The 12366-nt window shown below is 41.5% G+C and carries 13 protein-coding genes and 1 pseudogene; 10 read left to right on the forward strand and 4 right to left on the reverse strand.

Going from position 1 to position 12366, the window contains the following annotated elements; genetic code table 11:
* The first annotated feature begins 19 nt into the window (after positions 1-19).
* The 5 genes and pseudogenes from M1F97_RS09165 to M1F97_RS02240 all read left to right on the forward strand — a co-directional run bounded on the left by M1F97_RS09165 (position 20) and on the right by M1F97_RS02240 (position 3582).
* Positions 20-922, forward strand: a pseudogene (locus M1F97_RS09165) (DMT family transporter).
* A gap of 149 nt (positions 923-1071) precedes the next feature.
* Entirely contained in the window at positions 1072-1929 is an 858-nt protein-coding gene (locus M1F97_RS02225; RefSeq protein WP_247944041.1) for an alpha/beta fold hydrolase, read from the forward strand.
* A gap of 75 nt (positions 1930-2004) precedes the next feature.
* The gene (gene rimM / locus M1F97_RS02230) at positions 2005-2523 is read left to right on the forward strand and encodes a ribosome maturation factor RimM (protein ID WP_247944042.1); all 519 of its coding nucleotides are present in this window, start codon (positions 2005-2007) and stop codon (positions 2521-2523) included.
* A complete protein-coding gene (gene trmD / locus M1F97_RS02235) occupies positions 2513-3232 on the forward strand; it encodes a tRNA (guanosine(37)-N1)-methyltransferase TrmD (protein WP_002882191.1) in 720 nt (239 codons plus the stop codon). The genes rimM and trmD overlap by 11 nt, the downstream gene beginning before the upstream one ends.
* Before the next feature lie 11 nt (positions 3233-3243).
* Positions 3244-3582: an ATP cone domain-containing protein gene (locus M1F97_RS02240; protein WP_001196053.1), complete on the forward strand. Its 339-nt coding sequence runs from the start codon at positions 3244-3246 to the stop codon at positions 3580-3582.
* A 25-nt stretch (positions 3583-3607) separates the two neighbouring features.
* On the opposite strand, the gene M1F97_RS02245 is transcribed toward M1F97_RS02240, so the two are convergent.
* Positions 3608-3928, reverse strand: a complete 321-nt coding sequence (locus tag M1F97_RS02245) for a hypothetical protein (protein WP_093585644.1) — start codon at positions 3926-3928, stop codon at positions 3608-3610.
* A gap of 104 nt (positions 3929-4032) precedes the next feature.
* On the opposite strand from M1F97_RS02245, the gene M1F97_RS02250 reads away from it, so the two are divergent.
* Positions 4033-4251, forward strand: coding sequence for a YdbC family protein (locus tag M1F97_RS02250; RefSeq protein WP_093585642.1), 219 nt, complete (start codon positions 4033-4035; stop codon positions 4249-4251).
* Between the two features lie 37 nt (positions 4252-4288).
* Here the strand turns inward: M1F97_RS02250 and M1F97_RS02255 are convergent, their stop codons facing one another.
* Positions 4289-4825: a biotin transporter BioY gene (locus M1F97_RS02255; protein ID WP_247944043.1), complete on the reverse strand. Its 537-nt coding sequence runs from the start codon at positions 4823-4825 to the stop codon at positions 4289-4291.
* A 142-nt stretch (positions 4826-4967) separates the two neighbouring features.
* Positions 4968-6314 (reverse strand): glutathione-disulfide reductase, encoded by a 1347-nt coding sequence (gor, locus tag M1F97_RS02260; protein ID WP_247944044.1) that lies wholly within the window; start codon positions 6312-6314, stop codon positions 4968-4970.
* Positions 6315-6581: 267 nt separating this feature from the next.
* Here gor and M1F97_RS02265 point away from each other — a divergent pair, with 267 nt between their 5' ends.
* From M1F97_RS02265 to metG, 4 genes are all read left to right on the forward strand, one after another.
* Positions 6582-7736 (forward strand): efflux RND transporter periplasmic adaptor subunit, encoded by a 1155-nt coding sequence (locus tag M1F97_RS02265; protein ID WP_247944045.1) that lies wholly within the window; start codon positions 6582-6584, stop codon positions 7734-7736.
* Complete coding sequence (locus M1F97_RS02270) at positions 7720-8421, forward strand: ABC transporter ATP-binding protein (protein ID WP_000811477.1); 702 nt, start codon at positions 7720-7722, stop codon at positions 8419-8421. Before M1F97_RS02265 ends, M1F97_RS02270 begins: the two co-directional genes overlap by 17 nt.
* A 1-nt stretch (position 8422) precedes the next feature.
* Positions 8423-9682, forward strand: a complete 1260-nt coding sequence (locus M1F97_RS02275) for an ABC transporter permease (protein ID WP_247944046.1) — start codon at positions 8423-8425, stop codon at positions 9680-9682.
* A gap of 135 nt (positions 9683-9817) precedes the next feature.
* Complete coding sequence (gene metG, locus M1F97_RS02280) at positions 9818-11815, forward strand: methionine--tRNA ligase (RefSeq protein WP_247944047.1); 1998 nt, start codon at positions 9818-9820, stop codon at positions 11813-11815.
* Positions 11816-11831: 16 nt separating this feature from the next.
* On the opposite strand, the gene M1F97_RS02285 is transcribed toward metG, so the two are convergent.
* Positions 11832-12365 carry a DNA topology modulation protein gene (locus tag M1F97_RS02285; protein WP_247944048.1) on the reverse strand — a complete coding sequence of 178 codons (534 nt, stop codon included), beginning with the start codon at positions 12363-12365 and terminating at the stop codon, positions 11832-11834.
* Between the last annotated feature and the right edge of the window lies 1 nt (position 12366).

The following is a 12366-nucleotide window of genomic DNA, read 5'->3' on the forward strand; positions in this document are numbered from 1 at the left end:
TTAAAGGGAGTAACAATCTATGAACGAGAAAACAAAAGCATACCTAGCAGCCTTATCCTTTTCAGCAATCATTGGTTTTTCTTTTTTATTTACTAAGATTGCTTTGGGCTATGCTAGTCCTCTCACAAACTTAGCACATCGCTATACAATCGCTGCTTTGGTATTGGTCATCCTTCATCAAACAAAACTTATCAATGTGAGTTTAAGTAGAAAAGATATTCTTTCAATTCTGCCTATGAGTCTTTTCTATCCACTCCTCTTCTTTATTTTCCAATCCTTTGCTTTACAGTATATATCGTCTTCTGAAGCGGGAATTTTACAAGCGCTTGTCCCGATTTTTACTCTCCTTTTGGCATCGGTCTTTCTCAAGGAAAAGACTGGTTTGCTACAAAAGTTCTTTTTAATTTTATCCGTAGCAGGAGTAGTTTTCATTTTCCTTAGCAAAGGAGCAAACTTTAGCACTGAAACTGCTAGCTTGGGCTTTCTCTTGATGTTGTGATCTGTTCTTGCCAATGCGATAAACAATATCCTCAGCAAGTCCAAAGGAGGTCGCTATCGGGCCATGGATATGACAGCTGTTGTGATATTTGTTGGCTTCATCACCTTTAATATGCTAAGCCTGACCTCGCACTATCTAGAGGGGAATATATTAGCTTACTTTGCACCACTTGGACAGGTGTCCTATCTGCTTTCCATCCTCTATTTGGGAATACTAGCCTCTATCGTGACTGGTAGTCTCTCTATCTATGCTATCGTTCGCCTCGGGGCATCAACCGTCAGTGTCTTTGGCAATCTTGGAACAGTTTTGACTATTCTAGCTGGGGCTCTTATCCTCCACGAACCAATTTATAGTTACCATGTGATTGGAGCAACTTTGATTATTGCTGGAATTTTAGGCATGAATCTGATGAGAAAAAAGTAAAGATTGCTTAGCAGTCTTTTTCTTTATCTAAATGATGCAGAAAATTCAAAATTTTTAATGAAATTAAGTTTGGAAAACAAAGATTTTAATATAGCATGATAAAATAGATACAAAGAATGATATCAGGATAAAGAGGAGAGAGTGTAGAAATGAAGCCAAATGATATTGCTGAAGCTATTGCTTTTTATAACAGAGAACCCGAGATGTTGAAACGTCACCTTATAGCAGTCGTAGATTGTGATTTGGTTGTTTATCATCGTCCTGGAAACGCTAGTAAAGGGCATATTATTTTTTATCATGGAGCTTGTGGCCGTAGTCAGATGTGGGCCCACCAGTATGATGCTTTTGATGGATTTGACCTTTACTTTGTCAATGTTAGAGGGCAGGGTGAATCACCTATGAAAGTTGGCCTACCCGACCTGGAAGGCGCTGTTCAAGATGTAGATGCTATTTTGTCTTATTTCCGGCTAGATAAGGTGATATTGGTTGGTCATTCTTGGGGAGGAAATCCACTTCAAGAGTACACCTATCGCCATCCAGAAAGAGTCCTAGCCTTGGTCATGGTAGATAGTTGGGGACAGCATCGTTACCTATCAGATAAAGAAAGAGGTCGAATCAAATATAGTTCTCTTATGTATAAAACGATTCCTTGGAAGGTGATTGCAGATAAGAACTCAAAAATGTGTAGTGATAACCCTATCACAAGAGAATTGGTCAAGACGGCCATTATAGAAACTGGGCGAGATGTTTTCTTGAACCTTGGAATCACAGGTTTCTTGGCAGTCCATGAGATAGAAGGATATAAAGGAAATCCTCCCATGCTATTAGTAAGAGGCGAAAATGATTTTCCCAAACACCTAAAAATAATCTATGATGGTATCATTGCTCTAAATCCCAATGCGCGTCAAGTAACGATTTCAGATAGCAAACACCAACCGATGAATGACCATCCTAAAGAGTTTAATCAGATAGTTGGTGATTTTTTTGAAGAAGTAGTAGCCTTGTAAGATAGGACCTATCCAACTTGTGAAAATCCCTGGAACGTGATAAAATAAAGGATAGAAATAGATACAGGAGACAAGATGAACTACTTTAATGTTGGGAAAATCGTCAATACGCAGGGGCTACAGGGTGAGATGAGAGTCTTGTCTGTGACGGATTTTGCTGAGGAACGTTTTAAAAAAGGGGTAGAACTGGCTTTATTTGATGAAAAAGATCAGTTTGTTCAAACAGTGACCATCGCTAGCCACCGTAAGCATAAGAATTTTGACATTATCAAATTCAAAGACATGTACCATATCAATGCGATTGAGAAGTACAAGGGTTATAGTCTCAAGGTTGCTGAGGAAGACCTAAATGACTTAGACGATGGAGAATTCTACTATCACGAGATTATTGGTTTGGAAGTTTACGAGGGAGACAACCTGATTGGAACTATCAAGGAAATCCTACAACCAGGAGCCAATGATGTCTGGGTGGTCAAGCGAAAAGGTAAGCGAGATTTGCTTTTACCCTACATTCCGCCAGTAGTTCTCAATGTTGATATTCCAAACAAGCGGGTCGAAGTGGAAATCTTAGAAGGGTTAGATGATGAAGATTGATATTTTAACCCTCTTTCCTGAGATGTTTTCTCCGCTGGAGCACTCGATTGTTGGAAAGGCTCGAGAAAAAGGGCTCTTGGATATCCAGTATCATAATTTTCGAGAATATGCTGAAAAGGCCCGTCATGTTGACGATGAGCCCTACGGAGGCGGTCAGGGAATGTTGCTCCGCGCCCAACCTATTTTCGATGCTTTTGACGCCATTGAAAAGAAAAATCCCCGCGTCATTCTTCTCGATCCTGCTGGGAAACAGTTCGATCAAGCCTACGCTGAAGATTTGGCTCAAGAAGAGGAGCTTATCTTTATCTGCGGTCACTACGAAGGATATGACGAGCGCATCAAGACCTTGGTAACCGATGAAATTTCCCTAGGAGATTATGTCCTGACTGGTGGTGAGTTGGCTGCCATGACCATGATTGATGCTACGGTTCGCCTGATTCCTGAAGTGATTGGCAAGGAGTCTAGTCATCAGGATGATAGCTTTTCATCAGGCCTCCTTGAATATCCTCAGTACACACGTCCTTATGACTATCGAGGAATGGTGGTTCCAGATGTGCTCATGAGTGGTCATCATGAGAAGATTCGTCAGTGGCGGCTGTATGAGAGTCTAAAGAAAACCTACGAGCGCAGACCTGACCTGCTAGAAAACTATCAACTAACAGCCGAAGAAGAAAAAATGCTGGCTGAAATCAAAGAAAACAAAGAATAAAGGAGAACCTTATGCAAGTAATCAAACGTAACGGAGAGGTTGCTGACTTTGATCCAGATAAAATCTACCAAGCTGTCCTCAAAGCAGCTCAAACAGTTTATGTTTTGACCGATGACCTGCGTCAAAACCTAGCTCAAGTTACTAAAAAGGTAGTCTTGGACTTGGAAGAAGCAAAAGTAGAACGTGCGACCATCAGTATGATCCAATCAATGGTTGAAAATCGTTTGTTGGGGGCAGGATATATCACAATAGCCGAACACTACATTTCTTATCGCTTGCAACGTGATTTGGAGAGAAGTGGGTATGGTGACCATATCGCAGTTCACCTTCATTTTGAACAAATTCGTTAAGAAAAAGAGTGGGATGAAAAGCATCTCACTCTTTCTTAAATCTATTTTTCTGAGCTCTCTGGACAGTAGATGGGACAAAGCGTAGCCTTTTGATGTCAGCGATTCGGATGATACGTGTCACATTTTTTGTAAAATTTTTGACAACAATCTGTTGACGACTGGTATCATATTTGACAATATCACCAGTGAAGCTTGTTTCAGCTAGTATGACATGAACAGCCGTTTTTTTCTGGATGGCCTGTTCAATTGTGCTAATAAGGGAGTCGTTTTCAGAATAATCTTGTTCATTATGTCCACTGAGAAAGTCTTGTATCTTATCTAAGACTTGCTTGAATGTGTACGTCATAGGCGTCTCCCTTCTTATATATCCACATTATATAAAATTTTCCTAAAAACTACAAGATTTTTACGAATAGACTAGAGAAAGCATATCACAAAAAGGAGTTAAAAATGGCAGAATTTACATTTGAAATCGAAGAACACTTACTGATCTTGTCTGAAAATGAAAAAGGATGGACAAAAGAACTAAATCGAGTCAGCTTTAATGGCGCTCCAGCAAAGTTTGATATTCGAACTTGGAGCCCTGATCATACCAAAATGGGAAAAGGAATCACTCTTACAAACGAAGAATTTCAAGTAATGGTGGATGCTTTTAAAGGAAATCAATAAAAGGATATTGAGTTTTTGACTCAGTATCCTTTTTGGGTTAAATTGAGAAGTATGCTTGTCCCCTAAGTCGTTGTAATAGTAGACGACCAATGAAACTAATGGCAATGATCTTACCAAGATCAGGGAGGATAAAAGGAAGGACACCAACTGTTAGTGCCTTATCGAATGGCATACCAGCAAGGAAGTGGAGGCTGAGAATACCTCCGACAAAGACGAGGGAATCGCCCAAGAGGTTGGCTAGGAAAATGCGGATATGGCCACTATTTTGATGGATGAGATAAGATGTAAGTCCTGCATAGACAAGGTCGAACCAGAGATAGCCTGCGCTTGGACCAACTAAAACGTGAAATCCAGCTCCTCCCCCTGCAAAGACAGGTAGACCAATGGCACCCAGCAGGAGATAGAGAGCAACAGATAGGACGGCTTCCCTTGGTCTAAAAACAGTTGCAATCAGACCGATCGCAAAGTTTTGTAGAGTGAAGGGGACAGGACCGATAGGGAGACTGATTTGAGCCAATACGGAGATGAGAGCAGCACCGATAGCAGGGATAGCATAGATATGAGCTTTTTTCAAGACTGTTAACCTCTTTTCAAAATTATAGTAACTATTATACTAATTTAGGAAGAAAAGTCAACCTATTTTTAAATTAAGGTAACAATTTTGTGGCAGCCGATTTTGCAAGTAAAAAGAGACTCTTTAAAGTCTCTTTCAACAATTAGCGCATGGTCACAAATTCTTCTGAAGCGGTTGGGTGGATAGCTACTGTAGCATCAAAGTCTGCCTTGGTTGCTCCCATCTTGATGGCAACAGCAAATCCTTGAATCATCTCATCCACCCCGTAACCTAGTCCGTGAAGGCCAACAACTTTTTCGTCAGCACCGGCGGTGATGAGTTTGAAGCGAGATTCTTGACGATGGTTTGTAACGGCAGAGTACATAGATGCAAAGCTTGACTTGTAGACTTTGATGTGCTCTTGGCCGTATTCTTTGATAGCTTCTTCTTCGGTCAACCCCACGGTTCCGATTGCTGGGTGGGAGAAGACAACAGTAGGGATAGTTGTGTAGTCCATCTTAGCAAGTGTTTTCCCATTAAAGAGACGTTCAGACAGGGTACGTCCAACCTTGATGGCTACTGGAGTTAGTTCCTTCTCACCCGTAACGTCTCCAAGGGCATAGATACCATCTACAACAGTATTTTGATACTCATCCACTTGGATAAATCCACGTTCGTTGAGTGTAACTCCAGCCTTTTCTAACTCCAATCCGTCTACATTTGGACGGCGGCCAGTAGCCCAGATAACTTGGCTTGCAGTGTGACTGGAACCATCTTCGAAATGAATGGTAATGCCATGATCTGATTCTGCTAGTTTGACGGGTACCTTATGGGTGTGCAAAGGCAGGCCTATTTTTTCCATTTCATTGACAAGACCTTCCACGATGTAGCTGTCAAAACTGCGCAAGGGACGATCGCGACGGACGAACAAATCAGTTTTTACTCCGAGTGCGTGGAGAACACCTGCTAACTCAACGGCGATATAGCCAGCGCCAAGAATCGCAACAGATTCAGGAAGTTGCTCCCAAGCAAAGACATCGTCTGAGCTACCACCGAGTTCAGCTCCAGGAATAGTTGGAATGCTTGGTCGAGCACCAGTCGCAATCACGATATGCTTGGCACGAATCAATTCACCATTAACACTGACAGTGTGGGAATCAACAAAATGAGCACGCCCCTCAATCAAATCAACTCCGTTGCGTTTGAAACTTCCATCATAAGATGAGCGAGCGCGGCCGATGTAGGCTTCACGGTTTTGACGAAGTTTTGTGAAATCAAATTGAACATCTGAACTCGTAAACCCATAGTCAGGACCGTAGTGGTGGAAGCTTTCAGCGATTTGGGCTCCATACCACATGATTTTCTTAGGAACACAGCCAACGTTGACACAAGTTCCACCTAATTTTTTCTCTTCGATAACAGCTGCTTTGGCTCCGTGTTCACCAGCTCGGTTCATAGTGGCGATGCCGCCGCTCCCTCCACCGATAGCGATGATATCATATTCTCTCATAGAAAACTCCTTATAGATTTGATAGTCATATTCTATCGTTTTTATTTTTTGAATGCAAAAATCTGCTACGCCCTAAAGAAATAGCAGAAATCACTTGCTAAATATAGAAATAAGGTGTATGATGTTACTAGTACAATTCTGCATAAATTAAATGAAAATAAGGCTCATTTCCTGAATTGTTCTCTTTTCTCTCTGAACAATCATTGTTTAGAGTAGGTAAATTTGCTATAATAGTCTTTGTATTGAAAATAAAATAGGAGTTTTGTGATGAAGGGGAATAAGAAAACTAAAAAATGGCAACTATACACAGCTATTGGTGCTGCAAGTATTATTATAATCAGTGCAGCGGGTATTTTGCTATTTAGACAGCCCTCTCAGGCTGCCGGTAAGGATGACACATCGCATCTCGTAGTCGCAAAGGAAGGAACAGTTGCCTCCTCTGTTCTTTTATCTGGTACCGTCACCGCAAAAAATGAACAATATGTTTATTTGGATGCGAGTAAGGGTGAGATAGATGAAATATTGGTTTCTGTTGGAGATAAGGTTGACAAAGGACAAACGCTCGTAAAATACAACAGCACAGAAGCGCAATCTGCTTATGATGCAGCTAACCGTGCCATAGCCAAGGCTGATCGTCGTATCAATGACTTGAAGGAATCACGAAACAACACTCTAGCTGATTCGGAAGGATATGATGATGGAGCGCAGGGTTCTTCAGTCTCCTCCATAGATTCTCAGATTAGTGATGCTCGTGATAGTCGTGCTGATGCAGAGGCACAACTTAAAAAGGCGCAGGCTCAATTGGACGCGACAAAGGTTCTGAGTACGCTAGAAGGTACAGTTGTAGAAGTTAATCACAATGTATCGAAGTCTACAACTACTGCAAATCAAGTGATGGTTCATGTAGTAAGTAACGACAATCTACAAGTCAAGGGAGAACTTTCTGAGTACAATCTTGCCAATCTTTCTGTTGACCAAGAAGTGACCTTCTCTTCTAAAGTTTACCAAGATAAAACTTGGACAGGGAAGATCAGCTATATTTCAGCTTACCCTAAAAATAGTGGAGAAGGAACGAATGCTATAACTGGAGGGAATACTGGTTCTAAATATCCCTATACGATTGAAGTGACGAGTGAGATTGGTGATTTAAAACCAGGTTTTACCGTTAGTGTTGAGGTTAAAAGTGACAAGAAATCAATCCTCGTACCCTTAACCAGTGTCATTACTGAAGACGGGAAAAACTACGTTTGGGTTGTTGACGAAGAGAATAAGGCTAAGAAGGTTGAAGTTAGCTTAGGAAATGCTGACGCAGAAAACCAAGAGATCACATCTGGTTTGACAGACGGAACCAAAGTCATCAGTAATCCAACGACTTCCTTGGAAGAAGGAAAAGAGGTGAAGGCTGATGAAACAACTAATTAGTCTAAAAAACATCTGCCGGAGCTATCGAAATGGTGAACAGGAACTGCAGGTCTTGAAAAATATTAATTTAGAGATTGGCGAAGGGGAATTTGTTGCCATTATGGGACCATCTGGTTCGGGTAAATCTACTCTGATGAATACCATCGGAATGCTGGACACCCCAACTAGCGGCGAATATTATCTAGAAGGCCAAGAAGTGGCCCGTCTAGGTGAAAAGCAGTTGGCACAGGTACGTAACCAACAAATTGGTTTTGTCTTTCAACAGTTCTTTCTTTTGTCAAAGATGGATGCTGTTCAAAATGTTGAGTTACCCTTGATTTATGCCGGAGTTCCAGCTGCCCAACGTCGCAAGTTGGCAGAGGAATATCTGAGTAAAGTAGAGTTGACTGATCGTATTCATCACCTTCCTTCAGAGTTGTCTGGTGGTCAAAAACAACGGGTGGCCATTGCGCGTGCTCTTGTTAATGATCCCTCGATCATCCTAGCTGATGAACCAACAGGTGCCTTGGATACGAAAACAGGAAGTCAAATCATGGAACTCTTGGTTGAGTTAAATGAAGAAGGCAAGACTATTATTATGGTAACGCACGAGCCCGAAATTGCAGCCTATGCAAAACGCCAGATTGTAATCCGTGATGGAGTTATTTCGTCTGATAGCGCTCGTTTGGAAGGAAAGGAGAACTAAGATGCAAAATCTGAAATTTGCCTTTTCATCTATTATGGCACACAAGATGCGCTCCTTTTTGACTATGATTGGCATTATCATCGGAGTCTCTTCAGTAGTTGTCATCATGGCTTTAGGGGACTCTATGTCTCGTCAGGTCAATAAAAATATGACAAAATCTCAGAAAAATATTCAGGTATTTTTCTCACCAATTAAAAGTAAGGACGGTTCCTTTACACAAAAGCAATCTGCACTGACACTATCTGGTAAAGAAGAAGGTGTTCACGTAGAACCACCTAAAACACAGGAATCGTGGGTTAAGGAAACTGCCAAACTAAAAGGTGTAGATGGCTATTATGTGACTAATAGTACAAATGTTACTTTGACCTATAAGGATAAAAAGGTAGAGAGAGCAAGTCTGACAGGTGGAAATATGACTTATATGTCTGCTGTAGAAAATAAAATTATTGCAGGTAGGGATCTGAGAGAACAAGATTACCGAGATTTTGCAAGTGTGATTTTGCTAGATGAAGAACTCGCTAAAAGTCTTTTTGACTCACCTCAGGCAGCACTCAATCAAATTATTTCAGCCAATGGATATAGCTATCGTGTGATTGGTGTTTACTCTAGTCCTGCTGTTAAAAGTGCTAAGATGTTTGGTGTAGGTGGCTTACCGATTACAACCAATGCTTCTGTAGCAGCTAATTTTAATGTGGAGGAAATTTCTAATATTGTCTTTCGTGTGAATGATACGAGTCTAACTCCGACTTTGGGGCCAGAACTCGCACGTAAGATGACAGAAATTGCAGGAGTACAGCAGGGAGAATATCAGGTTGTAGACGAAACTGCCGCTTTTGCAGAGGTTCAGCAAATCTTTGGTTTTATGACCGCTATTATCAGTGCTATCGCAGGAATCTCTCTCTTTGTGGGAGGGACTGGAGTTATGAATATCATGCTGGTTTCTGTAACGGAGCGTACTCGTGAGATTGGTCTTCGTAAAGCATTGGGAGCTACACGGGCTAATATCTTGGTACAGTTTTTGATTGAGTCCATGATCTTGACCTTGCTAGGTGGAGTCATCGGCCTAATAAGTGCAGCGGGTTTGACCACGCTAGCAGGTGCTTTGTTAAAAAATATGATGGAAGGAATAGAAATTGGTGTCTCGCTACCGATCGCTCTCTTTAGCTTGGCTGTTTCGGCCAGCGTTGGTATGATCTTTGGGGTCTTACCAGCCAATAAAGCGTCTAAGCTTGATCCAATCGAAGCCCTTCGTTATGAGTAATATAAACAAGAGGAAAAACAAGATGGACATTTATCTGTCTTGTTTTTGTATGGATTTTCCTATCGAAAATCACTAAAAATATGATATAATGAAGTGTTAGAAAAACAGGTTTCATTTGCCTGGAAAGGAAATATTATGTCTGAAAAGAATTTTTATATTACAACACCGATTTACTATCCATCTGGTAAACTTCATATCGGTTCTGCCTACACAACTATCGCCTGTGATGTCTTAGCACGTTACAAACGCCTTATGGGCTACGATGTCTTTTATTTGACGGGTCTTGATGAGCATGGCCAAAAGATTCAACAAAAAGCAGAAGAAGCTGGTATTACACCACAAGCCTATGTCGATGGGATGGCAGTTGGAGTCAAAGAACTTTGGAAATTACTTGATATCTCATATGATAAATTCATCCGTACAACTGATGATTACCATGAAAAAGTAGTGGCTCAAGTCTTTGAACGCTTGCTTGCTCAAGATGATATTTACCTAGGTGAATATTCTGGTTGGTATTCAGTCTCAGATGAGGAATTCTTTACAGAAAGCCAGCTTGCAGAAGTTTTCCGTGACGAAGCTGGAAATGTAACTGGAGGTATCGCTCCATCAGGTCACGAGGTCGAATGGGTTTCTGAAGAGTCATATTTCCTTCGCCTCAGCAAATACCAAGACCGTTTGGTTGAATTTTTCAAATCTCACCCTGACTTCATCACTCCAGATGGCCGTCTTAACGAAATGTTGCGTAACTTCATCGAGCCAGGTTTGGAAGATTTGGCGGTTTCTCGTACAACCTTTACATGGGGGGTACCAGTCCCATCAAATCCAAAACACGTTGTCTATGTTTGGATTGACGCTCTCCTTAACTATGCGACAGCTCTTGGTTACGGTCAAGATGAGCATGGAAATTTTGATAAGTTCTGGAATGGAACAGTTTTCCACATGGTTGGAAAAGACATTCTTCGTTTCCATTCTATCTACTGGCCAATCCTTCTTATGATGTTGGATATCAAATTGCCAGACCGCTTGATTGCTCACGGTTGGTTTGTCATGAAAGACGGCAAGATGTCTAAGTCTAAAGGAAACGTTGTTTACCCTGAAATGTTGGTAGAGCGTTATGGACTAGATCCACTTCGTTACTACCTCATGCGTAGCCTTCCGGTTGGTTCAGACGGAACCTTCACTCCTGAAGACTATGTAGGCCGTATCAACTATGAATTGGCAAATGACCTAGGAAACCTCCTCAACCGTACGGTTTCCATGATCAACAAGTATTTCGATGGTCAAATCCCTGCCTATGTAGAGGGTGTAACAGAGTTTGATAATGCTCTTGCTGACGTTGCGAAACAATCAATCGCTGACTACCATACACACATGGAAGCAGTTGACTATCCACGTGCTCTTGAAGCAGTCTGGACTCTTATCTCTCGTACCAATAAATACATTGACGAGACAGCTCCATGGGTCTTGGCCAAGGATGAAGCTCTTCGTGACCAATTAGCAAGTGTTATGAGCCACTTGGCAGCCAGTCTTCGTGTCGTAGCCCATTTGATTGAACCATTTATGATGGGAACAAGTCAGGCAGTCTTGACTCAGCTTGGTCTAGCAGAAGTTTCTAGCCTTGAAAACTTGAGCTTGGCTGACTTCCCTGCTGGTGTAACTGTAGTAGCTAAAGGAACACCTATCTTCCCACGTCTCGATATGGAAGAAGAAATCGCCTATATCAAGGAACAAATGGAAGGCAACAAACCAGCAGTCGAAAAAGAATGGAATCCAGACGAAGTCGAACTCCAGCTCAACAAGGATGAAATCAAGTTTGAAGAATTTGACAAGGTTGAAATCCGTGTCGCAGAAGTCAAAGAAGTGTCTAAAGTGGAAGGTTCTGATAAGTTGCTTCAATTCCGTCTGGATGCTGGTGATGGCGAAGACCGTCAAATCCTCTCAGGAATTGCTAAGTACTATCCAAATGAACAAGAATTGGTCGGCAAGAAGGTACAAATCGTTGCCAACCTTAAGCCACGTAAGATGATGAAAAAATATGTCAGCCAAGGAATGATCCTCTCAGCTGAATATGATGACAAATTAACCCTTCTCACAGTTGACCCATCCGTACCAAACGGAAGTGTGATTGGATAAAAGCAAAAAACCAACGTTATACACGTTGGTTTTTCTTGTTGTTTGCGATATTTTCTAAAAAGTAATCTATCTCCTTTTGCGAACTGAGGACAATTACTTTCTCTGGATAGGTTTCTTGAACCCGTTGATAACGTTCTTTAGCATTCTTTGTCCGCCCATCCCAGAGAATCCATCTGATAAAGTCCCAGTCAAAGCGTTCAGGACAACCTGCAGCCATGCTTTCTCTGACCTTGCCTCGGTATGTGAGATAACGTTTAAAGGCTCGAAAAAGACAAGTCCATGGGGAAAAGTTGAGAAAGATGATTTGGTCAGCTTCCTGCATTCTTTCTTCGTAATAGCACCAAGAGTAGTTGCCATCGACTACCCAAGATTCATGCTTTGTGAGAAAGTTTTTCATCTCGGTCAACATCCATTCTCGGTCACTATCTTGCCAACCAGGTTGAAATTGGAGAGTATCCATATGTAGTTTAGAAATGGAGTAGTAGTTTGATAACTTCTCAGATAGAGTTGACTTACCAGCTCCAGAATATCCGATGATTGCGATTTTCATT

The organism is Streptococcus oralis (assembly GCF_023110435.1).
GTDB classification, from domain to species: domain Bacteria; phylum Bacillota; class Bacilli; order Lactobacillales; family Streptococcaceae; genus Streptococcus; species Streptococcus oralis_CF.

What these genes read in the sequence shown, in the direction of transcription:
- M1F97_RS02225 (WP_247944041.1), top strand. Translation starts at nt 1,072, where the DNA reads ATGAAGCCAAATGATATTGCTGAAGCTATTGCTTTTTATAACAGAGAA.
- rimM (WP_247944042.1), top strand. Translation starts at nt 2,005, where the DNA reads ATGAACTACTTTAATGTTGGGAAAATCGTCAATACGCAGGGGCTACAG.
- trmD (WP_002882191.1), top strand. Translation starts at nt 2,513, where the DNA reads ATGAAGATTGATATTTTAACCCTCTTTCCTGAGATGTTTTCTCCGCTG.
- M1F97_RS02240 (WP_001196053.1), top strand. Translation starts at nt 3,244, where the DNA reads ATGCAAGTAATCAAACGTAACGGAGAGGTTGCTGACTTTGATCCAGAT.
- M1F97_RS02245 (WP_093585644.1), bottom strand. Translation starts at nt 3,928, where the DNA reads ATGACGTACACATTCAAGCAAGTCTTAGATAAGATACAAGACTTTCTC.
- M1F97_RS02250 (WP_093585642.1), top strand. Translation starts at nt 4,033, where the DNA reads ATGGCAGAATTTACATTTGAAATCGAAGAACACTTACTGATCTTGTCT.
- gor (WP_247944044.1), bottom strand. Translation starts at nt 6,314, where the DNA reads ATGAGAGAATATGATATCATCGCTATCGGTGGAGGGAGCGGCGGCATC.
- M1F97_RS02265 (WP_247944045.1), top strand. Translation starts at nt 6,582, where the DNA reads ATGAAGGGGAATAAGAAAACTAAAAAATGGCAACTATACACAGCTATT.
- M1F97_RS02270 (WP_000811477.1), top strand. Translation starts at nt 7,720, where the DNA reads ATGAAACAACTAATTAGTCTAAAAAACATCTGCCGGAGCTATCGAAAT.
- M1F97_RS02275 (WP_247944046.1), top strand. Translation starts at nt 8,423, where the DNA reads ATGCAAAATCTGAAATTTGCCTTTTCATCTATTATGGCACACAAGATG.
- metG (WP_247944047.1), top strand. Translation starts at nt 9,818, where the DNA reads ATGTCTGAAAAGAATTTTTATATTACAACACCGATTTACTATCCATCT.
- M1F97_RS02285 (WP_247944048.1), bottom strand. Translation starts at nt 12,365, where the DNA reads ATGAAAATCGCAATCATCGGATATTCTGGAGCTGGTAAGTCAACTCTA.